The 23388-nt window shown below is 54.0% G+C and carries 23 protein-coding genes and 1 pseudogene; 10 read left to right on the top strand and 14 right to left on the bottom strand.

Going from position 1 to position 23388, the window contains the following annotated elements:
• Positions 1 to 31: 31 nt before the first annotated feature.
• The 5 genes and pseudogenes from CYQ09_RS06660 to CYQ09_RS06635 form a co-directional block, all read right to left on the bottom strand.
• Positions 32 to 1909 carry a hypothetical protein gene (locus CYQ09_RS06660; protein ID WP_162617586.1) on the bottom strand — a complete coding sequence of 626 codons (1878 nt, stop codon included), beginning with the start codon at positions 1907 to 1909 and terminating at the stop codon, positions 32 to 34.
• A 427-nt stretch (positions 1910 to 2336) separates the two neighbouring features.
• Positions 2337 to 2966 carry a hypothetical protein gene (locus CYQ09_RS06655; RefSeq protein WP_106744672.1) on the bottom strand — a complete coding sequence of 210 codons (630 nt, stop codon included), beginning with the start codon at positions 2964 to 2966 and terminating at the stop codon, positions 2337 to 2339.
• 563 nt (positions 2967 to 3529) lie between these two features.
• Positions 3530 to 4756, bottom strand: a complete 1227-nt coding sequence (locus CYQ09_RS06645; RefSeq protein WP_106744670.1) for a type II toxin-antitoxin system HipA family toxin — start codon at positions 4754 to 4756, stop codon at positions 3530 to 3532.
• Between the two features lie 2 nt (positions 4757 to 4758).
• A complete protein-coding gene (locus CYQ09_RS06640) occupies positions 4759 to 5070 on the bottom strand; it encodes a helix-turn-helix domain-containing protein (protein ID WP_106744669.1) in 312 nt (103 codons plus the stop codon).
• A 161-nt stretch (positions 5071 to 5231) separates the two neighbouring features.
• A pseudogene (locus CYQ09_RS06635) lies at positions 5232 to 6250 on the bottom strand (IS1595 family transposase).
• A gap of 446 nt (positions 6251 to 6696) precedes the next feature.
• On the opposite strand from CYQ09_RS06635, the gene CYQ09_RS06630 reads away from it, so the two are divergent.
• Together CYQ09_RS06630 and CYQ09_RS06620 are read left to right on the top strand one after the other, a co-directional pair.
• Positions 6697 to 8193, top strand: a complete 1497-nt coding sequence (locus tag CYQ09_RS06630) for an SUMF1/EgtB/PvdO family nonheme iron enzyme (protein ID WP_162617585.1) — start codon at positions 6697 to 6699, stop codon at positions 8191 to 8193.
• A gap of 577 nt (positions 8194 to 8770) precedes the next feature.
• Entirely contained in the window at positions 8771 to 9016 is a 246-nt protein-coding gene (locus CYQ09_RS06620; protein WP_106744666.1) for a hypothetical protein, read from the top strand.
• 214 nt (positions 9017 to 9230) lie between these two features.
• On the opposite strand, the gene tnpC is transcribed toward CYQ09_RS06620, so the two are convergent.
• From tnpC to CYQ09_RS18270, 5 genes are all read right to left on the bottom strand, one after another.
• Positions 9231 to 10829 carry an IS66 family transposase gene (gene tnpC / locus CYQ09_RS06615; protein ID WP_106745429.1) on the bottom strand — a complete coding sequence of 533 codons (1599 nt, stop codon included), beginning with the start codon at positions 10827 to 10829 and terminating at the stop codon, positions 9231 to 9233.
• Between the two features lie 62 nt (positions 10830 to 10891).
• Complete coding sequence (tnpB, locus tag CYQ09_RS06610) at positions 10892 to 11239, bottom strand: IS66 family insertion sequence element accessory protein TnpB (protein ID WP_204353915.1); 348 nt, start codon at positions 11237 to 11239, stop codon at positions 10892 to 10894.
• The gene (gene tnpA, locus CYQ09_RS06605; RefSeq protein WP_106744664.1) at positions 11236 to 11604 is read right to left on the bottom strand and encodes an IS66-like element accessory protein TnpA; all 369 of its coding nucleotides are present in this window, start codon (positions 11602 to 11604) and stop codon (positions 11236 to 11238) included. Before tnpA ends, tnpB begins: the two co-directional genes overlap by 4 nt.
• A gap of 95 nt (positions 11605 to 11699) precedes the next feature.
• A complete protein-coding gene (locus CYQ09_RS06600; protein WP_106744663.1) occupies positions 11700 to 12233 on the bottom strand; it encodes an OsmC family protein in 534 nt (177 codons plus the stop codon).
• 2 nt (positions 12234 to 12235) lie between these two features.
• Positions 12236 to 12373 carry a hypothetical protein gene (locus tag CYQ09_RS18270; protein WP_162617584.1) on the bottom strand — a complete coding sequence of 46 codons (138 nt, stop codon included), beginning with the start codon at positions 12371 to 12373 and terminating at the stop codon, positions 12236 to 12238.
• 173 nt (positions 12374 to 12546) lie between these two features.
• Here CYQ09_RS18270 and CYQ09_RS06595 point away from each other — a divergent pair, with 173 nt between their 5' ends.
• Together CYQ09_RS06595 and CYQ09_RS06590 are read left to right on the top strand one after the other, a co-directional pair.
• Positions 12547 to 13077, top strand: coding sequence for a hypothetical protein (locus CYQ09_RS06595; RefSeq protein WP_239495874.1), 531 nt, complete (start codon positions 12547 to 12549; stop codon positions 13075 to 13077).
• A complete protein-coding gene (locus tag CYQ09_RS06590; RefSeq protein WP_106744662.1) occupies positions 13067 to 14254 on the top strand; it encodes a GIY-YIG nuclease family protein in 1188 nt (395 codons plus the stop codon). The genes CYQ09_RS06595 and CYQ09_RS06590 overlap by 11 nt, the downstream gene beginning before the upstream one ends.
• Before the next feature lie 546 nt (positions 14255 to 14800).
• Here CYQ09_RS06590 and CYQ09_RS18265 read toward each other — a convergent pair.
• Complete coding sequence (locus tag CYQ09_RS18265; protein ID WP_162617583.1) at positions 14801 to 15703, bottom strand: hypothetical protein; 903 nt, start codon at positions 15701 to 15703, stop codon at positions 14801 to 14803.
• A gap of 256 nt (positions 15704 to 15959) precedes the next feature.
• Between CYQ09_RS18265 and dusA the strand changes: the two genes are divergently transcribed.
• Positions 15960 to 16958, top strand: a complete 999-nt coding sequence (gene dusA, locus CYQ09_RS06565; RefSeq protein ID WP_106744657.1) for a tRNA dihydrouridine(20/20a) synthase DusA — start codon at positions 15960 to 15962, stop codon at positions 16956 to 16958.
• A 10-nt stretch (positions 16959 to 16968) separates the two neighbouring features.
• Positions 16969 to 17787, top strand: a complete 819-nt coding sequence (locus CYQ09_RS06560; protein WP_106744656.1) for a sulfite exporter TauE/SafE family protein — start codon at positions 16969 to 16971, stop codon at positions 17785 to 17787.
• A gap of 1 nt (position 17788) precedes the next feature.
• Here CYQ09_RS06560 and CYQ09_RS06555 read toward each other — a convergent pair whose 3' ends face one another.
• A complete protein-coding gene (locus tag CYQ09_RS06555; RefSeq protein WP_106744655.1) occupies positions 17789 to 18820 on the bottom strand; it encodes a hypothetical protein in 1032 nt (343 codons plus the stop codon).
• 55 nt (positions 18821 to 18875) lie between these two features.
• Entirely contained in the window at positions 18876 to 19547 is a 672-nt protein-coding gene (locus CYQ09_RS06550; protein ID WP_106744654.1) for a helix-turn-helix transcriptional regulator, read from the bottom strand.
• Positions 19548 to 19750: 203 nt separating this feature from the next.
• On the opposite strand from CYQ09_RS06550, the gene CYQ09_RS06545 reads away from it, so the two are divergent.
• From CYQ09_RS06545 to CYQ09_RS06530, 4 genes are read left to right on the top strand one after another with little or no spacing between them, the layout of a single operon-like run.
• Positions 19751 to 19963 carry a twin-arginine translocase TatA/TatE family subunit gene (locus CYQ09_RS06545; RefSeq protein WP_106355887.1) on the top strand — a complete coding sequence of 71 codons (213 nt, stop codon included), beginning with the start codon at positions 19751 to 19753 and terminating at the stop codon, positions 19961 to 19963.
• 22 nt (positions 19964 to 19985) lie between these two features.
• Positions 19986 to 20393: a Sec-independent protein translocase protein TatB gene (gene tatB / locus CYQ09_RS06540; protein ID WP_106744653.1), complete on the top strand. Its 408-nt coding sequence runs from the start codon at positions 19986 to 19988 to the stop codon at positions 20391 to 20393.
• Positions 20390 to 21259, top strand: coding sequence for a twin-arginine translocase subunit TatC (gene tatC, locus CYQ09_RS06535; RefSeq protein WP_106744652.1), 870 nt, complete (start codon positions 20390 to 20392; stop codon positions 21257 to 21259). The genes tatB and tatC overlap by 4 nt, the downstream gene beginning before the upstream one ends.
• Positions 21246 to 22094, top strand: a complete 849-nt coding sequence (locus tag CYQ09_RS06530) for an ATP-binding protein (RefSeq protein WP_430383333.1) — start codon at positions 21246 to 21248, stop codon at positions 22092 to 22094. Before tatC ends, CYQ09_RS06530 begins: the two co-directional genes overlap by 14 nt.
• A 33-nt stretch (positions 22095 to 22127) precedes the next feature.
• Here CYQ09_RS06530 and CYQ09_RS06525 read toward each other — a convergent pair whose 3' ends face one another.
• Positions 22128 to 23330, bottom strand: coding sequence for a peptidoglycan DD-metalloendopeptidase family protein (locus tag CYQ09_RS06525; protein ID WP_106744651.1), 1203 nt, complete (start codon positions 23328 to 23330; stop codon positions 22128 to 22130).
• Positions 23331 to 23388 lie beyond the last annotated feature (58 nt).

The raw sequence follows: 23388 nt of genomic DNA, 5'->3' as shown, positions 1-23388 counted from the left end.
TCTTCGTGACGTATGCGTTTTGCCTGCGCCCTCATGTTCGACGCTGCCGTTGTGCTGGAAGGAACGCCTCGGCCTGTTCAACGACGCTCTTGAGGGTGTCCAGTCCAGGAGCAAGGGCATCACGCATTTGTCCGACGTGATCTTGCGCTGACCCGAGAGCCGCTTCCAGTTGAGAATTATACTCTGTCAGGGCACGGCCAAGCATCTCATCGATCTGGTCAAGCTTTTCTGCTTCGGATGAAAGTTGTGACATCGCGGCATGTGTCGCCTCAAGAGAGCGACGGATGCCTTCGCGCTCGTTCCCAAGGGCGGTTTGGGCGGTATCCAGAACATGAGTGGCATTTTCAGCGACAGAAGCGGAGTTTTGCATCAGGGTCTCTGAGACAGTTTCGACCAGTTCACCAACCCGTCTCAAGGTTGTTTCTATGCGCTCTTGCGAGGCACGGATCGGATCGGCCGCAGATACGAGGCTTTGGCTTGCCGTGCGGAACCCTTCGGATGCGCCGTGTATCGCATCTGCGCCGGTGTTCATGCCCTGCGCCGCACTTTGGGCTCCGGTCGCACCGCGCTGCACGGCCTCGGCCATCGTCTCCAGCCGTTTACTGATGGTGTCGAGCCGCGACAAAAGCTCTTCGCCTATGACGCCCCCCATGTCGGCACCGAGCTTTGCGATATCCGTGCTGGTCTGATGGAAACTGTCCATCATGCTTTTACTGACACCTTCAATTGCTTGGCCAGCCTCAGCGCTGGTTTGCGCCATACGGTCTCGCGCGGCTTGGCTGCTTTCTTCGCTGGCGCTGGCCAGCGTGTCGCGGAACCCTTCGGCAGCGGTCCGCATTTGTTCGGCGGCAGTGCGCATTGCTTCTGCGCCCTGTCCAGTGTTGTCGCGTATACCTTCCAGCGTGTCATTCATGACAGACAGCAAGCGATCTGCACCTTCATTCATGGCCTCTGATGCCGTGCGACCACTTGCTGCCACTTCGGTGCGCATCTCCGCCATAGCGCGTGCCATTTGATCCAGCGCATCCTTCAGCCCGTCACCTGCCTGAGTGTTGGTTGAGCTCATTCTATCAACCATCAATCCTATGCGGTCGGTCGCCTCTCCCAAGGATTCACTGGCGCGGGTAAGCGCGTTCCCGACAGAGTGAGACAGTTGTTGAGAGAGATCTCCCACCATCCCCTCCATGTTACTTGTGCCCATGGACGTGACACGGTCGAAGATTGGGTCCATCCGATCCGCGATAGCACTCGTGATTTGTTCTGGCAGAGCCTCAAGTGGCTTTTGAAGTTCGGCAACCATTCCCATGCCGATCTCGCGCAGATGTTCGCGTTGTTCGGTTGTTGCGCGCAGCTGGCGAAATCCGATGTCCTCCAAGCTGACGAAGACGAGACGTCGTTCTATGCCGATGCAAAGGCGATGCAGGGCCGCATCCATGGTGTTTTGGCGTGCGCGAAGGAGGATGGTGAATAAGATTGAGCAGAACAGGCCGACAAGCGACATGACAAATTTAGCAGACGCAATCTGCATAAAGTCTTGCATCGCCCTATCCATTCCCCCTGTGCCCGCGTTCATCGATTGCGAAAACTGGTGCAGGGCCGCGACCAACCCCAAGAATGTCAGCAATAAACCAGCTGAGACCAATGTGTTTGGCAAGATGCGGAAAATCCCCGGACCAAACCCCAAGTCATCGACGTTTAGGAAAGATGCTGGCCGGATCGAGTTACGCAGCCTCAGGGGGCCATCTACATCATCGTGTACGATGGTTTCGTTAAACTCATCGAAAGCTTCCCAAACCGTCTCCCGTGGACCTTTTTTGCGATAGTCATTTCGGAGTTCATGGATGAGTTCCGAGTGACCATCCGCAAATTCTGGAATGCCCTCAAAAGCTCTGATTTTTTGGTCCAGCAATTTGATGGCGCTTAATTGACGGCTCGATCGAATAAAGTACCATATTGAGAATATTATGGTGGCAAAAATGATCACACCTGCAATCTGACCAGGGCGGCTGTCAGAGAGAGTCAGAGCCTCTGCAAAAGAGATGATACCATTTTTGAGAAAAAGCCCTAATTGATCACTAAATGTTTGAAACACTAAATTTTCCTAAAATATCTTATAAGCATCAGCCTAAACGTTAATGCTATTTTTCATCATAGGTTACTTCAAGGGTGTAGTGCTTTGTCTTGGATGATTTATTTGGCGGAGAAGGTCTGGTTACCCTCTATTGACAAGTTAACAGGCACAACGAACGCGTCTGAAATAAAGCGAGCTTTGGCAAATGTGCTTCTCAAGCAGGTCAGTGCCTGAAGCCTTAAACAATATAAGCCAGAATGAGGCCTTACGTTGCCGAGAAGTACGATCGATCTAATCGCTCAATGGCAGTTACCAGATCGCTAATGGCTTTGAGATAATCGGAAGGGACATATGCCGTATGCTCATTTGCCCCAAGAATTTCGTTCAGGCTTGTCTTTGTGCCAGATGTATCTGTCGAAGCACCAAACGCAAAACCCTGCATCGCACAATCATAATTCAATGATTTGGCATACATCCAACTTGCCAGCCTTTCTTCGTTATGTATTTTGCTCCGAAAGCCGCTTTTCAAGACGATCTCGCCACGGGCAATCTGAAAACCGCGCCAGAAGGCTTCGCCCTTATTCATGCTCAGCTGAAGGTCTTGGCGTGTTGGTGCTCCATCCAGCCGCCCAATGTGATACATGTCAGCATATGCGTCCAATGTAATTGCAAGGTGCATGCCGCGGGCAGCATCCATTTCAACATCATTTAAGTCCATGGTTGCGGATTTTGCTTTGACCTTAGACAGCGCGGAGGGGCCAACATGCAGATAAAATTGAGCTTCAGGGCTCTCTTTTGCCCTCATTTCGAGTTCATTGTCGTCGTGGGTGGTCTCAGTAAGGGGCATGGCTGTATATGGTCCAAAGTCAAAATAATTTGGAACAAGACGTATCATGTTTAGTCTTATGTACAATGGCTTCTTCCTGCGCATGACCTTTGAAAAATATACTAATTTTAGTGGTTTAACTCCAAAGCCATTCGGAGGTTTTTCGAAGGCCTGCCCTGACATGTTCGTATCTGTTGGCTGACCACGGCTTTAAGAATTCAAGTACGGCGCTCTCTGCACACAGAAAGGTGTCAATTTCGCATGCCGGTTCACAGCTCAGGGAGACAACAATGCGTATCCACGACATTGCTGGCTTGGCGAGTTTGGCAGTTCAGAGAGACCCGTCTGGTTTTGATCTGACCGGTATCAAGCAACAACTATCGCTACACGCCGAGTAGCCGGATCGATAAAAGTTGGACGACAATCAGTTCTTCATCCCATTCTTTCGGGGCGCAAGCTGATCTGAAGATCGCGCAGATCGACAGTATCGTCCGAAGTGTTAATGTTATCGAGAAAGGAGAGCAGATCGTCTTGCCGCGGCTGGCCAAACGCCAGCCGGTAGAGCGCAACGGATCGCTTTAGCCACCTGCATGTGCGGAGGGGGGGTAACACCGGTGTCTCGCAACCCGGCCTTACGTGGCGAAGTAGCCGGCGATCTGCCTGGCGCGCCGCGACGGAACTCCGGCGGCGTCTGCGTGTCGCGGCCAGTCGGCGATGGCGGCGCGAACCGGATCAATGAGCGCGGCGATCGCTGCGGGTTTCATCCCGAGCGCCTGCCCGACTGCCTCTACATGCTTCCTGCCGGGCCGGCGCCCCTCTCCGGCGATGGCGAGATGGTGCTCGCCGCCGGGCCCGTCGGAGAAGCTGACGTCGTAGGCCGGCGACAAGCGCCAACCGCCCCCAGCGTCCATCAGGAAGGCGTGGTTCTTCAGATGATCATCCCGATTGTGGGCGAGGACGTTGAAGGCCATCCTGCGGAACATTTCGTCCTGATCTCCAGCATGCCGGGTGGTCCAACGCACCAGCTTATGCAGGTTCTCGTAATCGGTGGACGGCTGGCGGAAGTCGACGTCGAGCATGCCGGCGGCGGTATGCATATGCACCCGTCCGGCGCCTCTGCGGTCAAAGCGCTCAACGGCAAAGAAAGCATCGCCGCGCCCAGAGCGCAGCACCATCGTCCAGGGCATGGCGATACCGGCCGCCCGCGCCATCCTCGCGTAGGCCTCTTCCTCTTCGATCGCGGTCGGGCTGTCGGTTGTCGCCCGGTGCTTGATCAGCACCTGCCGTTCGCCGCGCTCCGGGGTTCGCCGATGGTCGCGCACGCGGCCGGTCTCCACATCGAGCAGGGCCACGAGTTTCGGCCGGGCGCCGGCAGAGCCGCCTGCCGCCGCGCGGGCCTTGCGGAGGTCCTCCACGGAAGCGTCTTCGGCCATGCTGGTCGCGAGATCGGCGAACCACTCGAGGTCGACGCTGTTCGGGCCGACCACTCGCTCTTCTGGACGATAGATGAGGGCGCCCATGCCGTGGGTGCCGACGATCGCCAGACGGTCAACCGGGGTGATGGCGGTGCGACCGCTGCCGCGGCGTTCGAGTTCGCGGTCGATGAGCAACCGTCCCCAGCCGTCAGGGAGCGAGTCGCCGAAGACTCCGGGCAGGCCTTCGAAGGCGGCCGTATTGCCGGTGCGATAGAGCCCGGCCAGCGTCTTGATGTGGTAGGGCGAGACCGGGAGCGGGGCTGCGACGAAAGAGGGGTCCCATTCGACCGCAGCGGAGCGGCGGGCGGAATCCCAAGCGATCTGCCCCACGGGGCGGACATCGTCCGAGTCGAAGGCGATATCGACGCGAAGACGGCGGGCCATGGTTACGAACTCCTGCGGGTGCGAGCGCGCTGTCGCGTCGTTGGCTTGTCGAGATCATCGAGACGAGTCGCCTCGACAGCCGGGAACAGGGTGCCGAAGCCAGCGATGGCGTCGAGCGCGTCGGCGAGGGCGAGCAGGCCGGCGAGGCTGATCTTCCCCTTCTGCTCGAAGACTTTTAGGGTCGCCAGAGGAACTCCGGACCGCGTGGCCAGGTCGCTCTGAGTTAGCCCAAGTGCGAGCCGGCGGTCGCGAGCAGCCGCGCGAACCCGGTCCTGCATCTCGGACGGCGAATCGAGGTTAAGTTTAAGGGTCATTATGATATCCGTTATTTGGCTTTTTTGCTATTATGGATACTATATTGGTCTTTATCTTGGAGCAAGAAGAAAGTAGACTTGGTGACCTGCACGCGATGACGCATTCCGTTCTTTGGGATCGCAGCAATGCGTGCTCTGTATGTCCCACGGAACGGAATGCGTCAGCATAGGCCGTATTCCTTCGAGCGGCGGACTTGCTTGCCGACCGCGCCCTGTAGGAGGACGGGCATCTGGTCAACCACTGGGATCGGACGCCAGATTGTTGTCGATTTCTCTCGTGCAACGCCGTCTCTCGTGGTCCATTGCTTGACCACTTCCCGAACGGGCTCACGGTGGTTCCACCGCCAGACAATCTCGTCGAGGTATCGCTGAAGGTGCTGCCTTCCAAGATTGTGGTAGACCCCGACCAGGGCACGTTGCACCTGGGAGATCACGGCCTCGGCCGCGTTCACGTGCGCGCCGGTCTCTGGATTGGCGTATTCTTTCTGGCTATGGATCACAGACTGATGGTCGGCCATGGTCTTTCCGAGGCCGATGTAGCTCTTGCTGCCATCGGTCATTACACTGGTCGTCGCCGGATCGACCCATTCCAGAAGAACCGGCTCGAGCGTGGTCCGTTTGTCATCAGAAACGACCCTGGCGTGCGCCTGTCCGTCGCGAGAGGCCGCGACGAAGATCATCGGCTTTGCTGTGCCCTTTCCCCTTTTGTTGTAGGCAACTGACAGAGACTTCGGTGCTCCTCCGACATAGGCCTCATCGACCTCGACGATGTCCTCCAGAGGCAGCACCTCACCATTCCGGTCGTGCATCATCTCTCGGATCGCATGCCCCATTTCCAGGCGGTCTTCTGGTTCACGCCAAGTAGCCGCGCCATCACGACCGAAGAGATCCCCTTGCTCGATGTCAACACCAGGAACATCGCGGAAATCCAGACACGCAAGTCGAGCTTGGTGCTATGCATCGGGGTCAGTGTGGTGACCGTGAACTGGAGACGGCAATCACGACACTGGTAGAGCCCAGGGCGGCATGTCTTGCCTCGTAGCGGCGACGAGGCCACCGACCCGCAGTGCGGACAGTACCTGCCAGTTGACCATATGATATTCTCCAGGAAGCGTCGCGCGTGCATCTCGCTCGGCATTCTCTTCCAGATGTCCGGGATCGACTTCAGTTCGGTGATCATCAATGCTCTCCGTTCGTTCCGCCAGGCGAGCAATGTTGGCTCGTAGGCTGTTTGACGAAGAAAAAACCGGGAGCATCGCGCAAAATACGGCAAAAGAGCGGAAAACCCAAGTTACACCAACACCTTGCAATATTCGCTACTTTTTATTGTGGATAAACGGGAAAGGCTTCGATACTGCTGCGCGCCCTGAATATGCCCAGTAGTGTCAGGAAGTGAATGACCCGCGATCGAGCAGCACAGAACATCGACTGAACCAAATAAACTGCTTTTGGCAAATATTCAGTTACTGCCACTCTAACGGCGACGCTCTATGGTATTTTATAGGACAAGGCCGGACTACTCGTGTTCTATCGTTGAAGGAGAAATCTTCATCTCGATGTTGGCAAGGGCACCTCTTCGTCGTTCTCGATGTTTAGAAAAAGGGCGCTCGACCGGTAAACATCGACTTGGGAAAAATCTCCGACCGTTGTTTTCAGTCGAGCAAAGCTTGTGCCGCGCGCATCTTTACAGGGGCGGGCGTAGATTGGTTTGACCTCTTAACCGCCGCCCTGCGCTTGCCAGATTTCGTGGTCGTCAATCAGTTTACGGGGAAGATCATAGATCAATTGTTTGAAATCGAGCATGCTCGGGGCGACCCTCCCGCGCAATGGGCGGTTCGACACGAGGAAAAGGTCCTTTCATACCATGTTTGTATGGCGCTAAACACATTGATTGGTGACCAATTGGTTCAGTTCGCAGCGAACGCGGAAGTCGTTAAGAGTAGCAATGTCGCAAAGATCTACTTTCCCCAGACCATGACGCAGGAAGAGACCGCCTTGGAAAGGCAAAAGTATCTATGCGCGGCAGACATTCTTTCAGGTATCATTACCAGTATAGATCAAGGGTGGGTCGAGATATTACCGTACAGTGAAAAACTCATATTCCTGCGTGATTGGACGGGAAGCTACGATTTCATCTGCCCTCACTTTCGGCAAGCAACGTTTGATCATAATATTCACTTGCCGTACTTGAAAAATGCTGATGTCCCGAAGTCGGATCATTCCTATCACTTCAAACGATGGTGCTATTTCAATTATGAAGGCTGGCGGGAAATGGATGAACACGCGGCGGAACAGGAATTCTACTCGCAGGGAGGGCAGGCGCGCGACTATCCCGGTGAAGAAGAAATTCTTCGGGCTTATCTGTCGGCGAAGGGACGCTATGTTGCACCCTCGAAAACAGCACCACTGACTGAAGGTTTCAAGAAGGTTGTGTTCGGTAACAAGTGTTTGGCTGTCTCCGACCTAATCTCGATCAACCGGTTTCGTGATTTTATGGAGCAGGAGAACGAACTCTACGCGAAATATCGACCGCAACCCGCCGAACAGGATGATTGGCGTCAATGCAATCAGCTGGATGACATTGGTACAGCGCCAGCGTCAGTGACCTGGTATGACGCTTCGGCTTTTGCCGCCGCTGTCAGCAAGGTGAAAAAATTGCCGGTTCGTCTCCCCACAGAGGAAGAGTGGCTCGCCATCACAATGGAATTCCGAGGCACCCTTCAAGCAGATACGGAAGGATTCCCGAGCTCAAACCAAAGTCGTATTGTCGAGAAAGGGGAGCGGAGCGCCGACCACGGTTTTTTCGGGACAAGATACAACTGCGGGGAGGAAGATATTCCATGGGAACGAACGAAAGATGACATCGCTTTCCTGAGATCAATCGATTTCGGGGAATGGCTGTTGCCGATCGGAGCAGTTATTAACAGTCGGCATCTTGGAGCAATGAATATTGCGCCGCTCCACTTTGATCCTGATCAAGGCGCGCCGAACCCGAAGGAATGTGACGCTTCAGTGCGATGGGAGAACCGAGTTTCGGCTGAGAGGGATCGGATGTCTCCATCTTCCACGGGAGCGTATAAAGGTATGCGCATCGGGTTCAGGCTTGTCTATGAGCTTGAGTGAGAGGGTGTTGCATGCGCGCAATGCTATCTTCGTCGGGAAAATGTCCTTAAAAATCTACCTTACACCCAGAGATGATAAAAATCCGACAAAGAGCCACTCAGGGGCTCCAGCCGTGTTCATTCATGTAGTGAACAATGAGCGATATATTTAACCAACCTAACCAAGGAGAAATCGAAATGAGTAAGGGTCAAGGAAATGGTGGCGGCTGGCCAAGCACTACCGGCAATGAATCAGGCGGCGGCAGGTCTAACGGTCCTGCTGGCGGTGGCAAAGGAAAATAAAACTACAAATGGCGGGGGCATCTTGCCCCCGCTGCGACTACGTTTGCGTGCCCTGGGGGAGGGATGCATTGTGAATCCAGCGGATGTGACAGGAAACAGGATTCGAACCTTCGTACGGTGATGGATTGGACCTACAGTTTATAAGTTATTTGGACCTACAGTTTATAAGTTATTGTTTTCAATTGCTAAAAATGGCACCTTTTGTCAAGTGGCAATGGAGTAGCAAGAGGGCACGGATTGTAGTGATCTCGCGTTACTCAATGCACATGGCTGCAAGAAGCGGAAGGATTAAGGCGATGGGGCAGCAGTTCGAGTTTGATTTGGTTTTCGGGCTTCCTCGGAAGGACCTGAATCAGGACGCGATCCTTGATGCACTTTTCGAGGCAGGTTGCGAAGATGCTGTGGTTGGTCTCGGCGCGCGCGGCTTGGTCGGTTTGGCTTTCACCCGAAGCGGTGATAGCGCTGAAGAGGTTATTGCAGTGGCGACGAAAACCGCGCAATCTGCGTTGCCAGAGGGCACCATCCTAATCGAAGTAAAGTAAAATCTTCTCAATTAGGGCGGTGATACAGAGAGTGTTATATCGTCTGTGTGAATTGTGCTTAGCCCACGTATCTTGCGTTGAGCGAGGACGAGGAGGATTTTCAAGAAACTGTAGGGCGAACTGCCGATGGACTGAGAGTGGTCTGAAAAATTGGTTTCCAATTTTGGACTGCTGAAAGCCTCAACAACCGTAACCGCCCGATTGATACCGCGGTTTAAGCGGGTGCCCAGTTCCAGGGTAGCAGTCCATCAATCCGGTTGATCTTGTGATCGTGTATGCGGTCGAGAACGTCGGCGAGGTAGGCTTGGGGATCAATGCCGTTCAGTTTGGCCGTTTCGATCAACGTCATGGCGCGTGCCAGGGTTTCCGCCCCGGTGTCGGCACCCGCAAAGAGCCAATTTTTCCGTCCAATTCCAATTGGGCGCATCGCCCGCTCAGCGGCATTGTTGTCAATGGCGACACGACCATCCGCAAGGAACAGGCAAAACGACGGCCAGCGGCTCAAACCATAGCGAAAGGCTTTCGCCAAATCGCTTTTGCCGGGGATGCGCGTCAACTGTTGTTCGGCCCAGTTTTTGAACGCCTCGACTTTCGGTTTGCTCAGTTTTTGACGTGCCGCAAGGCGTGTGTCAGCAGCTTGACCTGCGATCTCACGCTCAATGTCGTAGAGTTTTCCAATCCTGTCGAGGGCCTCACGAGCGATCTGTGACTTGTCTGATGCCCAGATATCATGAAAGTCGCGCCGCAGGTGCGCCCAGCAGGCGGCTTCGCGGAACTGGCTTTTGCCGTCAGAGCCTTTCTCATAAAGCGCATTGAACCCGGCATAGGCGTCTGCCTGTAGGATACCGCTGCTGTTTTGCAGATGCTGGCGGACATGCTCGCCTTTGCGATCTGGGGCAAAGTAATAAACCGCCCCCGGCGGGGCGCTGCCCGCCCATGGTCGCTGATCACGAACATAGGCCCAGATACGGCCCTGTTTCACGCCCTTACCCAGCCCCTTGTCGCGCCGCGCGCACTCCAAAACCCGGATAGGGGTATCATCCGTGTGCAGCAGATCGCTCGCCATGACGTGCGCTTCGATCCGTTCAATAATGGGCTGAAGGACCTGCATCGACCGACCGCACCAATCCACCAACGTACTGTCAGGAATGTCAGCGCCCAAGCGGGCGAAGATTTCGTTCTGTCGGTAAAGCGGAAGGTGATCGTCAAATTTCGAGACCAACACATGCGCCAGTAGATTGGGTCCCGCCATGCTGCCCGGAATCGGGCGGCTGGGTGCGGGCACCTGCACCATCTTTTCACAGCGGCGACAGGATTTCTTGATGCGGGCGATCTCGATCACTTTGAGCTGCGCTGTGATCATATCAAGCAGTTCGCTGACATCCTCACCAACGATCCGCAGATCACCGACGCAATCGGGGCACGCGGCACCGGGATCAAGCTCGCGGCGCTCACGCGGGGTCGTGTCCGAGACACGCGGGCGACGGCGGGGTTTGTTCTCAACCGGCTCGGATGCAGCAGAAGATGGTGCGTCAGCCTCATCTTCATCAAGCGGTGCGTCTTCCGCCTCAGCAACCGCGACCAGTAGGTCTTCCAGCGCCAATTCAAGCTGTTCAATCTCACGCTCGATCTTTTCCGAACTTGCCCCAAACGCTTGCTTTTGCAGCTTCGCGATCCGCAACCGCAAGGCCTGCACCAGCTGATCATGGGCCCTCAGCGTCGCGGATATCTTGGCATTCTCGGCTTGCAAAGTCGCAATCATCGCCTTCAAAAGGGCGGGATCGTCGGGCAGGTCTGAGGTATCGATCGGCATGCTGCAAACTACCAAAACATACATGAATGCACCATATAAATAAGCAATATCAGGTAGATAAATCAACCAACGCGGGCCGGTGGCACACCCCAATCCGGCCTACGCCAATCAATGCCTTCCCACAACATTGCCAGCTGCGCTGAGGTCAATCGCGCCGCACCATCCTGGGCACTTGGCCATGGAAACCGCCCCCGCTCCAGAACCTTGTAGTAAAGACAAAAGCCCTGACCATCCCAATAAAGCAGCTTCAGCCGGTCACCCCGCCGCCCGCGAAAGGCAAACACTGCACCGCTGGCAGGCTTTTGACGCAACACATCCTGCGCCAGCGTCGAAAGGCCCGCGATGCCCTTCCTCATATCCGTCACCCCACAGGCCAGATAAACCCGAACCCCGGTTCCCGGACCGATCACGCCGCTTCCACCGCCCGGATCAATCGCGTCAGCGCGGCGGCTTCCACGCCAGTATCAAATCGCAAGCAACGTCCATTGCTCAAGGAAAGCTCCACGGCAGACGGCGGTGTGGGCTCCGGGGCTGATGACACCACGTCAGTAACATGGAAATCAATTGGCAGAAAAACTGCGCCCTCGCCGGTGGGCCAAAGCCCCTTCTTCTTAAGCTCATGCCGCCATCTGTAAATCTGCTGGCGCGTCACATCGTGCCTATGCGCAACATGCGTGACAGTCGCCCCGTCAATTCCGACGGATGAAACAATCGCCAACTTGTCATCATCATTCCAGCGCCGTCGGCGCTCAACACCCAAAACCTCACCCCGCATGACACCCTCCGCATAAGACACGTCACTAACGACGTCGCTATGCACGTGTCTTAACTCATCACGCCAAAATCAGGCAGGCGGTGCCAATCGGGCGGTTACCAACAACCAGACGGATGGAGTAGATGATCGGTTGGGAGTGAACGGCACCTTGACAAACCACACTCCGTTTTCAGACTGACCTTCATATGCGCGTTTTGGAACCCGACAGGCACACTGTCACCTGTCATAAGCGCCCCTCGGACGTCAGCCCCGAGACTGACCTGCACTTCGAGGTGGCTCAGTTTTATCTCCTTGAGGTTGGCAATCATGCGGATCGCCGTATCAAGACAACTTGCCAACGCAGCGGCGAGGAATTCGCCGGGACACGGAAAATCGCTTTCGCCTCCGACGGCCCTGTGGACGGAAACGGGCAAATCCAACGGTATGTCTTCGCCACACACGACATGGCCGTGGATCGGGTGATCTGCGGGGACATGCGTATCAACCGTCCTTGCATGGTCATACACCCACGCGGCGTCCGGTGTGTCATGATAGAGCTTGCGCAGTGGTAATTGTCGGTCGAGAATGCTGGTCGGCTGTGCATCTGCGAAAGAATGAATGTGGTTCAGGTGTTTGGGGTCAAGTGTCATTTTTACCGCCCCCGCCCAAGTCCGGGAACAAATGCAGGAACCTCACGCTGGTATGCGCGATAATCATCACCAATCTCGGCAATCAGGTCCTTTTCTTCGAGATGAAGCACAGCGATGACAATGTATCCTGTGGTCACCACTGCGAATACGCCCTCAATAATATCACCCGCTATGCACAACTGAGACCAGGGGCTTCCTTGCTTGCCGGTGCTTTCTCGGTTGCCCGTGGCGGGGGCGATTGAGCAGGTGTGTTCGCTGCCCGTCTCACAAAGCCTTTCGGGCTTTTTGCGCGTAAATTTTCCATGTATTTTTCTTGATGGGCTCGACCTGGTTCGCTGTCCCGGAAGAACTCACCCAGGTCCGGATGGGCAAAATTGTGCAATCCAAATTCCCCGAACTTGATGCGGAAGATCAGGAAGCCGTGCGACAACATGCTGTCGCGGCGTTGAACTTCACGCAACAAGCCAAGAAAGCCTTGCTGGGCGATGACACAGAAGCACAAGCCAACACGGCCTTTGTTACGGGCGTTCGGCAGTTCGCAATGAATGTCCGTGATCTGGACATCGACCTCATCGATCGGATCAACCCTTTCAGTGAGGCCTATGCGATCCTGGCCAAAACCATGAGTGAAGAAAGCCTAAAGCAGGTCGCAGCTGTCATCGAAGCCAAGAAGATCAAGCTAACCCCGGAGGAGGCGCGGGATCTCGCCAAGCGGGCCTTGAAGTTCAAGCAAGAACGAGGCGTGTTACCATCATTGACCTCTTCGGACGCTTGGGAAAAGAAGATGGCTGAAGGTGTCGCATTTCTGGCGCGGATGAAGCAGGAGGCGATGAATGCCCAGTGACTTCACAGATGACGATGATGCACTCCTTGCTGAACTCGGCGTTGAGATTGAGCAGAAGAAGCAGGTCAAAAGAACGCCGCGTGAAGAACGGATCATCGCGGGTTTCGAGGACATCCAGAAGTTTGTTGCTGACCATGATCGCTTGCCAGGGCATTCACCAGACGGGGATATTTTTGAACGCCTATACGCGGTCAGGTTAGATCGTCTGCGTGAGCTGCCTGAGGCACGTGATCTCCTTGAAACTCTTGATCATCAAGGATTGCTGAGCACCCTACCTCCTGCAGATCAAAGCGATGACATGGACGACGACGCCTTACTCGCTGAGCTCGGTGTGGACATCGCCCCATCAGCAATAACCGAGCTCAAGCATGTCCGCTCCGCGGCGGAAAAGAAGGCCGCAGAGAATGTTGCCAATCGGGAGGAATGCAAGGATTTCGATGAGTTCCAGCCTCTCTTCGAAAAGGTTCAGCGTGAATTGGACAGTGGTCAAAGGGAGACCCGTCCTTTTGAGCTGAAAGCTGAAATCGAGCCTGGACGGTTCTTCATTGTACACGGGCAGAAAGCCTATGTTGCCGAAATGGGCGAGGTGACCCTCACTGATCAGGGGCGGACGGATGCCCGGCTACGGGTTATCTTTGACAATGGTACCGAAAGCAAAATGCTGATGCGATCTTTGCAACGGGCGTTAAACAGCGATGAAGCAGGCCGACGTATCACAGAGCCCTTGGCTGGCCCCCTGTTCTCGGACACACCTGAGGAGGGGGACGACACAACCGGAGCAATCTACGTCTTGCGCAGTAGGTCAGACAATCCGACCGTCGCTGCGAACCGTGATTTGGTGCACAAGATTGGCGTCACGACTATGAGTGTCGAAAAACGGATCGCGGGAGCACATTTGCAGCCAACATTTCTGATGGCACCAGTCGACATCGTGGCAACATACAAGCTTTACAACATCAACCAAACCAGGCTCGAAAACCTGATACACAGAATATTTGACAGTGCACGGCTCGATATTCAAATCGAAGACCGTTTTGGCCGTCCTGTCGTGCCACGGGAGTGGTTTCTGGTGCCACTCTTCGCAATCGAGGACGCCGTTCAGAAGATCAAGGACGGAACGATCACTCAGTTTGTGTATGACCCGCAGCAAGCAAAGCTCGTACGACGGCCCGCGTGAGCTGTTCCCTTGGGATAGCAGCGAAGATAACTTGGAAGCCATGGGCCGACGACCAAAGTTACAGACAAAAAGTCAAATTTGTCTGTAACCGAGTAAAGAGACGCCCTTGGCTGTTGGTGGTAGTGTAACGTCCGATCTATTTCAGCGTGTGTGTTGTTGTCTGCTCCTGACCTTCAAGGAAATCAGTCATGGTGAAACAGCCTTTTGAATTTACAGGTGTGGCAGGGGAAACCTGCATTCAGTGCGCGCCCTGAACGCAGGTTTCCCCCGAAAGCCTCCGGCCGGTTCGACTTCGCCACGTTTTGGGACACAAGGCCCCGAACTTGCTTCGCCCCGGAAGGGAAAAAGCACTCGCATGGTCGCAAAAGCGACGTTTGTGTTTTCAAGCAAGATCCCGAGTTGTCACACTGCTGCGCGCCGCAATGCTTCAATCCAGAGTCCCGCCTGGCGGATGCATCTGCTGAACACAGAAGGTATATGAAGTCCTTTCCCGAAAAGCCAAAATGGCGCGCACAAATTTTATTGTGCCGCCTCTTTCTAATAGATTCATGATTCTTCTTGATTCAGGGGCTGAAGGCGTCGACACGAGTAAATTGCGAATACACTTATGGTGACTACAGGAATTTTTTGCCGCTTGTTGGCAAGTGCAGCGTTAAAAATTTGATCCAGCTCTGTCAGAGATGGCCTGCGTTCGCGTTCTTCAGAACGGGCAAGAATTTCATCGTCCCATAAAACTTTCATTGCCCGAATAATGACGTCATATGGCACATCGGCTTCCCGATCTGCGGCCCATTTGAGTGAAGCGGCAAGCATGGCCATGTAACTGGCAGCAGTCTGAGGAAGCATCCCTGTTTCGATAAGGTCATCGGCCATGGAAATAAACCAATTTAGGTCGATGGTTGACGCAGGCACCTGACAACGATCATGTTTGATCAGTAAATCCAAGTTTTGATTGGCCGAGCGTCCCAAGCGCCGACCTCTTTCCCTCCTTCGCTGCAACAGATCGCAGACAAGGACTTGTTTTGTTTCCTCTTCATTCTTTTTGGGGACAAGCAACCCCAGTTGAATCTTAGCCAGTGTGTCGTCACGCCATTTCTTAGCCGCTTCAAGAGTTGAAAAGGTTTTGCTTGAGCTGACATTTCCTTGATCTTGTTTTCGACGAATTTGTACGCAGTATCTTGGTGGTCCATCTTTGCCCGAGCGTTGAGAGATGAATGGCTCTTCAGAGCAATCTGCCCGCTCGGGAGAGTTTCCCGTTGGCTTTGATGTCACCATTTTGCTCTGGGTGAATGAGCGTTTGGCAGACTTTTCGGATTTAGAGGTTTTCACACTTCTTGGTGCCGTCCCGGTGGGTGCCGGTGAAGGGAGCGCGAAAGGTGAACCCGCAGATTGATTGTGCGAGATTTCTGCAAGAAGGCTTGCGGAACTATGTTGTGTGGTCTGAGACATGATATGCTTCCTTGATCGATTATGAGGAGCTGGTGTTGATTTTTTCGGGCCGGAAATCGTATGAGGGATTTTTTTTGAAGTTCGGGCCTGAAATGGGCGGGAATGTGTTTCAGGAGGGCCCCTCACTTGGGGATGCAGGCCACGCAAAAAGCTGCTACTCGGTAGCAAGCGTTCTCGGAAAACCCACGGAAACCACCGAAAATCGGGGTGAATCACAGGAAATGCGGCAAAGTAACGAAGTCTCGGAACTACTGTTATGTATTTGAATTCAAATGTAAAAAAAGCATCTCGGCTCAGCATTGCACCCATGATGGATTGGACGGATCGCCATTGCCGGTATTTGCACCGCCTGATGTCACGCCATGCTTTGCTTTATACGGAGATGGTGACGGCGCCCGCAATTATTCATGGTGATCGTGATCGCTTATTGGGGTTTGATGGTGCAGAGCATCCGGTTGCTGTTCAACTGGGCGGTTCTGATCCTATGCAATTGGCTGAAGCTGCACGCATCGCCGCGGATTACGGCTATGATGAGATTAACCTTAACTGTGGATGTCCATCTGACAGGGTGCAATCTGGCAGCTTTGGTGCGGTGTTGATGGAGAACGCGGCACTTGTTGCGCAATGTGTCGCGGCTATGAAAAATGCGGTTGATGTACCAATTACTGTAAAATGCCGTATCGGTGTGGATGATCAAGAACCGCGCGAGATATTGCCAGACTTTCTAGCCCGGGTTTCTGCGGCAGGTGTGGATCACTTTACAGTTCATGCGCGCAAGGCTTGGTTGCAGGGTCTAAGCCCGAAGCAAAACCGAGATATCCCGCCTCTGGATTATGACCTTGTTTTAGAAATGAATGGGTTATTTCCCAGCTTGAACCTGTCGATCAATGGTGGCGTGGCGACTTTGGATGCAGCCCAAGGGTTACTGGATAAGGGGTTAGACGGCGTGATGATTGGGCGAGCTGCCTATCATACGCCATGTGATATTTTACTGGCCGCTGACGAACGGATCTTTGGCGATGCATCTAGCCGTACTGCTGAAGAAGTGGTGCATTTGATGCTGCCTTATATTGAAGCACATATTGCGCAGGGTGGTCGCTTGGGGCAGGTTACGCGCCACATGCTTGGCATGTTTCAGGGGCGGCCAGGTGCACGCGGATGGCGCCGTCACCTTTCTGAAAATGTGCATGCAGATGGTGCTGGGCCGCAAGTCGTGCTCGAAGCACTGGACCACGTGACGCGGCTTGCCGCTTAAGGGATAAACCATGGACGATATGACACTTTTACTGACCATGGGCGCATTGCTTTTGGTTATCGGGGCATTTGCGGGCGTTTTGGCCGGGCTTTTGGGCGTTGGGGGCGGGATTATCCTTGTGCCCGCATTTTACTATGTATTCAGCGCTTTGGGCTATGACAGCCCGCAACTGATGCAGCTGTGTCTTGGTACGTCACTGGCGACGATTATCGTTACATCGGTACGGTCGGTTATGTCGCACAATAAAAAAGGTGCCGTTGAATGGCCAATTCTTAAAACATGGGCGCTGGGTATTGGTATTGGGGCATTGGTTGGTGTGCTGGTCGTATCGTCCCTACGGTCAGTTGTACTACAAAGCATCTTTGGTGGCCTTGCTATTATTGTCGGGTTGTACATGGCGTTTGGTCAAAGCCACTGGCGATTGGGGGACAGCATGCCAACCGGGATCAAACGCGCGGTACTGTCCCCGATGCTTGGCTTTTTGTCCGTTCTCATGGGGATTGGTGGCGGATCGTTTGGGGTGCCGACAATGTCACTGTTTAACGTGCCAATTCATCGTGCTGTCGCAACGGCAGCAGGCTTTGGCGTGCTGATCGCGGTGCCATCTGTGGCTGGTTTGCTGTTGGTGGACATGGATGTCGCGCCGCCATTCACGATTGGCGCAATCAACTTTGCGGCGTTTTTTGTGATTATCGCCATGACATTGATTACCGCACCGTGGGGGGCAGCGCTCGCGCATAAGCTGGACCCGAAGCCGTTAAAAAGAATATTTGGAATATTCCTGATCCTGGTGGCGCTAAACATGATCCGCAAAGCATTGGGCTGGTAAGCTACCAGCGCGACAGCAATCTTTGTACTGGTCTTGGTAGTTTGGCCCGGACTTTTGCCTTGTGATACAAGGCATCTTTGCGGTCTTGATTGAGATCACAGATTTGGGCGATGTCGGTAAAGTGGATTAAGCTAAGATCCACGTCATCGGCATCGATCAGTCTATAATCGAGCTCCGGAAAACGGATGCCATAGTTTTCATTAAGCCAAGCAAGATCGGGTGCGGCCCAATTGTTCAAGGTCTGCGCAGCTTCTTCGCGTAGTTTTGGTTGTGTTGGATTTTGAAGTTTTTGATCGGCTTTAATAATTTGATGAATCAGCGATGTGGGGTCAACTGTTTCATCTAAGCGACCGTGCATCCGATCAATCAGCAATGCCATTGCTTCGACAGACAGGCGTGGCTTTGTGGCTTTGGGCCGAACTAGCAGTTCGAGATCAAAGTTGGGCAGATGCCGTGAAACGAAATCATCGACGATATTGCCGTTTTTCATCGTCACATCGGAAAACACCTCGAGCGTGATTGTACCAGACCATGCTTTGGCTAAGGGCTCGATGCGTTCTTTGATCCGGGTGCGCGACGGTATTGTCGGTTCTCGCATTTGATGTAGGCGTTGCTGCGTCAGCGTGAGAAAATGAGAATCTGGCGCACGGAGATAGGCGACGATGGATTTTTCATGTGCAATGCCGTTGGTCGCGTCTTCAAACTTATCAATAGTTTGGGTCGATATTTGTTTGAAGTATTGTTGGTTGCTGACGACAATTGTTTCACAGCCGGATTGTTGATGTGGCGCACGAATTTTATCCCAATGGCTAGTGAGGGGACCCGTGGCGTGATCCGCAATTTTTCGATCAAGGTTCACATCTTCATTGGGGGCGAAGCCCAACGTGAATCGTTCAAGGTTCTCGGTTGTAAATTTTGGCAGATAAATATCTTGGCTAAATAGCGCATTTTTTGACGCAAAAAGAGCGTCCTGCAAAGGCACAGCATCCGTATTGCGGTGCCCAATATGAATTAAAAGTCGGTTCGCAGTCATTAAGGACGCCAGAGTATAAAGTCACATTCGACTCAGACATTGGCGGATTGATAATTCAACTACCAGCATTAACGCCGCGGGCGTTAAAATCGGCCAAAGATTTCCCATTCTCGTCCACGAAAAGGCTGGGAAGTATGCGAAGTTCGGTGATCTGGTCGACGCGTATCTCACTGAAATCTTTTTGTTTTTCGCACCAGACAATACAGGTCCACAAGCGCCCCCAATAGTCCAGTTGAAGCGGCCGAACTGTGCGCAATTCGCTATTCAAGGTTATCGACAGTTTCTGCCTCGTGCGTATCGCTTGGCGCAATGTCGGAAGGTGCTGAAAGCCACGTGCCGCGTCTGCAAATGGATAAACTGCAAATCCATATCCGGTTGGGGCGCGTGTGCGGTCTTCTGGCATGACGGCGTCCAGCTTAGCTGACAAAGCACGTGCCGCGGCCGAAAGCTCTTTGTCATCGCTTTGTCCGACAGCGCTTAGACCTAAATGCAAGGCTTCGACTTCGGTCATGGTTAAGTTCAGCGGTGGGAGAGTGACTGCAGCAGTCACGCGGTAGCCAATCCCGCGTTCGCCGGTGATCGGTACACCCGACGCAGCCAGTGTTTCCATGTCGCGATAGATCGTACGCAGTGACACGTTTACGACTGCTGCAAGATCAGCAGCCTTATGTAAATTTCCATCCCGTAGAACTTGAACGAGCTGCATTAAGCGGTCGGCGCGTCGCATGAGATTCCTTTCGATTCGCAGTAGTCTTGTCAATTTTCTGACAACTGACAAGTATTTGTCACAAATTGACATAGACCCTTGTGAAAAAGGGTCCTGAACTGGGGTAAAACACGAATTTCACGCTTTCCTTGCCTTGCGCGGGGCCGTATTTGTGAATCCGATAGAGTTCATTACGGGACCGGGACCCGTCAGAGGAGAAAACCATGCTTAACAACATCGGCCTGCCAGGCCTTCTACTTATCGCAGTTGTCGTTCTTGTGCTGTTTGGGCGCGGTAAGATTTCCAGCCTGATGGGCGAAGTCGGCAAAGGTATCACTGCGTTTAAAAAGGGCGTGGATGACGGCAAGCAAGAGATCGAAGAAAGCATCGAAAATGCGCGCGACGTCACACCTGAAGAAGATAAAGACAAAGCCTAATTCACCATAAGGAATATCGTTCATGTTTGGCTTAGGCTGGAGCGAAATGGTGCTGGTAGGCATCGTGGCCCTCATTGTAATTGGGCCAAAAGATTTACCGGGTATGTTCCGTACATTGGGGCAATTCACTGGTAAGGCACGCGGCATGGCACGCGAGTTTTCGCGCGCCATGGAAGCAGCGGCAGATGAATCCGGCATGAACGATATTTCCAAGACGGTGCGTGCAGCGGCAAACCCGCAAAAGTTTGGGGTCGATAAGATCAAAGAAGCGACTGGTATGACTGAAGCGCCTGAAAAGGCGACGCTGTCACCTGAACGCCAAGCCGCAAAAGAAAAAATGAGCGATGCTATGGCCAAGGCTGCCACCGATCGCCAAGCGCGCGAAGCTGCTGAGGCGGCTGCTGAACAGCCCAAGGGTGACGATAAATGAGCGCAACAGATGAAATGGAAGACAGCGCAGCACCGTTGATCGAACACCTAACTGAACTGCGGTCACGGCTTATCTGGTCGTTGCTCGCGTTTATTGTTGGCATGGTGATCTGTTTCACGGTCTGGAACCCAGTCTTTAATTTTCTGACACATCCTTTGTGTGATGCGCTCGCATCGCGCAGGCAGGCTTGTGATCTACAGTTTATCGCGCTCGAAGAAGGTTTCTTTGTCGCGATTTCGATCTCACTTTTGGGTGGGTTGATGCTGTCGTTTCCGGTCATCAGCTATCAGATGTGGCGTTTCGTGGCGCCGGGCCTATACAAAAGCGAGAAGGGGGCGTTTTTGCCATTCCTGATCGCTTCGCCGTTCATGTTCTTTCTTGGCGCAGCTTTTGCTTACTACGTGATTACACCGCTCGCGTTCGGGTTCTTTTTAGGGTTTCAACAGCCAGGTACGCTCGAGGCGGGCACCGATAGCGCGACCCAAGCAGCCGGTATTTTGTTCCAAGGGTCCGCTAAAGCGTATTTGAACCTGACGATCAAATTCATCGTCGCCTTTGGCCTGTGTTTCCAGTTGCCAGTTCTGTTGACGTTGATGGGCAAGGCTGGATTGGTGTCTGCGCGCGGTCTGCGTGGTACGCGGAAATACGCAATGGTAGGTATCTTGATCGTTGCGGCGCTTGCTACTCCGCCAGATGTTATCAGTCAGGTCATCTTGTTTGTCGTGGTATACGGGCTTTATGAGATTTCGATCCAGCTTGTGGCCCGAGTGGAGCGCCAGCGCGAAGCCAAACTGCGTGCCGAAGGTCTCTGGGATGATGAAATCCACGGTGACGGCGCGATGGACGAGGCTGATGAGCGTGAGTAAGAAAGCGCTGCGCCGGATAGCTGACGCGCTGGAGCGGATGAGCCCACCTCCGGCTGATGCTCCGAAATTCAAACAGGCTGTCGCGTTTGTGTGGCAGCCTGACCCGGATCGGCTAGTGCCTGTCCCAAAGGTGAATCGCATACCCGTGGAATTACTGGTCGGTGTGAACCGGTCCCGTGACACGTTGATGGCGAATACTTCGCAATTCGCAGCCGGTATGCCCGCGAACAACGCGCTGCTTTGGGGAGCGCGTGGTATGGGTAAATCTAGCCTTGTCAAAGCCGTACACGGTGCTTTGCAGACGAATTACCCTGATCTAAAGATGGTCGAAGTTCAGCGCGAGGATCTACCGAGTATCGGCCGTTGCTTGAACATGCTGCGCGGCGCGTCTGAACGATTTATCATGTTCTGCGACGACCTTTCATTCGGACATGACGACGCGCATTACAAGTCGCTTAAGGCCGTACTGGATGGCGGAATCGAAGGACGACCGGATAATGTCGTGCTTTACGCGACGTCAAACAGACGTCACTTGATGCCCCGCGACATGATCGAAAATGAACGCTCATCCGCGATTTCGCCATCCGAGGCGGTAGAGGAAAAGGTGTCCTTGTCAGACCGCTTTGGCCTATGGCTTGGATTTCATCCTTGTGATCAGGATGATTATTTGGCGATGATCCGCGGCTATTGCGACGCCTATGGTGTCGATATTGATGATGAAACTATGCGTGCAGAGGCCATTGAATGGCAAGCCACACGAGGAAGCCGTTCAGGCCGTGTGGCATGGCAATATTTCACAGATTTAGCAGGGCGTCGTGGGATAAAGTTGACGTAAGGTGGATTGAAATCCACCCTACGTCATCATCTGTTAGGGCAGGTAGCCAGCTGGATCGACGCTTTGTAATCCGCGACGGACTTCGAAGTGTAGCATGCTTGGTTCGCCGGCACGCACCTTACCAATGGTTTCGCCACGGCTGACTGTGTCACCTTTTTCAATCGTGAGGCTGTCGAGGTGGGTGTAAAGCGTCAGCAAGCCGTCGCTATGTTTGATAACAACGACTGAACCGCCGCTTGTGTCTGCTGTTACTGCGGCGACGCTGCCAGCATCGGCGGCTTTGACCGCTGTCCCTGAAGGTGCGCCAATGTCGATCCCTTCATTCCGCCCAGCTGCATATTCACGAATGATGCTACCTTGGACAGGCTGAACCATGCGCGCGCTGTTAGATTCAGCAGGCGCAGCTGTCGCGCCGATATCGGGTGCGGCTGGTGCCGCTACTGGGGCAGAAGGGGTTGTTGCAGGCAAGGGCGTAGATGCGCTTGGTGGCACAGGTGTTGTTGTGCCTTGGCCCGGTGCCGTCACAGGTGCGGTCGTCGTTGTTGTCGCCGGGGCAGGGCGGCTGCCACCCTGAGGGATCAACAGGAACTGACCTTGGCGAATGGTGAATGCGCTATCGAGCCCATTCCATTCTGCAATGGCGGTCACGGGCACATTGTATAAGCGTGAGATCGAATACACGGTTTCGCCACGTGCGACTTGGTGGCGGACTGGCTCTGCTTGCGTGGTGGGCGCGGTGCTCGGTGTTGCGATTGGCGTTGCCGCTGCTGCTGGCACCGGGGCAAGGGGTGTAGCGGTGACTGTGCCGCCATTTGCCTCGGCGCGGTCAAGCGCTGTGGTTGCGACGGCTGTTACATCGAAGGGTTGTGTGGCCCCAGTGGCGGCAGAGGGTTCTGCCACGCGACCGGGCAACGCGATGATTTCATCGCGGCGCAAGATGACATCTGGTTCGACGCCATTGTATTCTGCCAGTTCATTCGCATCGATACCCAGCCGAATAGCGATGCCGCGGATGGTGTCATCCTTGCGCGCAACGACGACTTGATAGGTTGGGTAAGAAATCACGCCACGGTCATCTGGGCGCGGTCGGTTCGGCAGGTTTGCCACTGAACTTGATGTGTCAAACCCGTTGCCGACATCGCGAAAGTCTGGATCAAAGTCTTCGCAAGCAGCCAGCGCAGCCAGCGCGACGCCTGTCATTAAAATACGTTTTACTGTGCGTTGCCCATTGGCCATCGTACCGCTCCTTATGTCAAGCCGCCCCTTGTTCCCGGGGTCGTGCCTTATTTTGTTA

The organism is Yoonia maritima (assembly GCF_002933395.1).
Classification (GTDB): Bacteria; Pseudomonadota; Alphaproteobacteria; order Rhodobacterales; family Rhodobacteraceae; genus Yoonia; species Yoonia maritima_A.
This window is presented reverse-complemented; position numbering and strand designations above follow the sequence as displayed.

What these genes read in the sequence shown, in the direction of transcription:
- CYQ09_RS06655 (WP_106744672.1), bottom strand. Translation starts at nt 2,966, where the DNA reads ATGATACGTCTTGTTCCAAATTATTTTGACTTTGGACCATATACAGCC.
- CYQ09_RS06645 (WP_106744670.1), bottom strand. Translation starts at nt 4,756, where the DNA reads ATGGCCCGCCGTCTTCGCGTCGATATCGCCTTCGACTCGGACGATGTC.
- CYQ09_RS06640 (WP_106744669.1), bottom strand. Translation starts at nt 5,070, where the DNA reads ATGACCCTTAAACTTAACCTCGATTCGCCGTCCGAGATGCAGGACCGG.
- CYQ09_RS06620 (WP_106744666.1), top strand. Translation starts at nt 8,771, where the DNA reads ATGGGGCAGCAGTTCGAGTTTGATTTGGTTTTCGGGCTTCCTCGGAAG.
- tnpC (WP_106745429.1), bottom strand. Translation starts at nt 10,829, where the DNA reads ATGCCGATCGATACCTCAGACCTGCCCGACGATCCCGCCCTTTTGAAG.
- tnpA (WP_106744664.1), bottom strand. Translation starts at nt 11,604, where the DNA reads ATGCGGGGTGAGGTTTTGGGTGTTGAGCGCCGACGGCGCTGGAATGAT.
- CYQ09_RS06600 (WP_106744663.1), bottom strand. Translation starts at nt 12,233, where the DNA reads ATGACACTTGACCCCAAACACCTGAACCACATTCATTCTTTCGCAGAT.
- CYQ09_RS06590 (WP_106744662.1), top strand. Translation starts at nt 13,067, where the DNA reads ATGCCCAGTGACTTCACAGATGACGATGATGCACTCCTTGCTGAACTC.
- CYQ09_RS18265 (WP_162617583.1), bottom strand. Translation starts at nt 15,703, where the DNA reads ATGTCTCAGACCACACAACATAGTTCCGCAAGCCTTCTTGCAGAAATC.
- dusA (WP_106744657.1), top strand. Translation starts at nt 15,960, where the DNA reads ATGTATTTGAATTCAAATGTAAAAAAAGCATCTCGGCTCAGCATTGCA.
- CYQ09_RS06560 (WP_106744656.1), top strand. Translation starts at nt 16,969, where the DNA reads ATGGACGATATGACACTTTTACTGACCATGGGCGCATTGCTTTTGGTT.
- CYQ09_RS06555 (WP_106744655.1), bottom strand. Translation starts at nt 18,820, where the DNA reads ATGACTGCGAACCGACTTTTAATTCATATTGGGCACCGCAATACGGAT.
- CYQ09_RS06550 (WP_106744654.1), bottom strand. Translation starts at nt 19,547, where the DNA reads ATGCGACGCGCCGACCGCTTAATGCAGCTCGTTCAAGTTCTACGGGAT.
- CYQ09_RS06545 (WP_106355887.1), top strand. Translation starts at nt 19,751, where the DNA reads ATGCTTAACAACATCGGCCTGCCAGGCCTTCTACTTATCGCAGTTGTC.
- tatB (WP_106744653.1), top strand. Translation starts at nt 19,986, where the DNA reads ATGTTTGGCTTAGGCTGGAGCGAAATGGTGCTGGTAGGCATCGTGGCC.
- tatC (WP_106744652.1), top strand. Translation starts at nt 20,390, where the DNA reads ATGAGCGCAACAGATGAAATGGAAGACAGCGCAGCACCGTTGATCGAA.
- CYQ09_RS06530 (WP_430383333.1), top strand. Translation starts at nt 21,246, where the DNA reads ATGAGCGTGAGTAAGAAAGCGCTGCGCCGGATAGCTGACGCGCTGGAG.
- CYQ09_RS06525 (WP_106744651.1), bottom strand. Translation starts at nt 23,330, where the DNA reads ATGGCCAATGGGCAACGCACAGTAAAACGTATTTTAATGACAGGCGTC.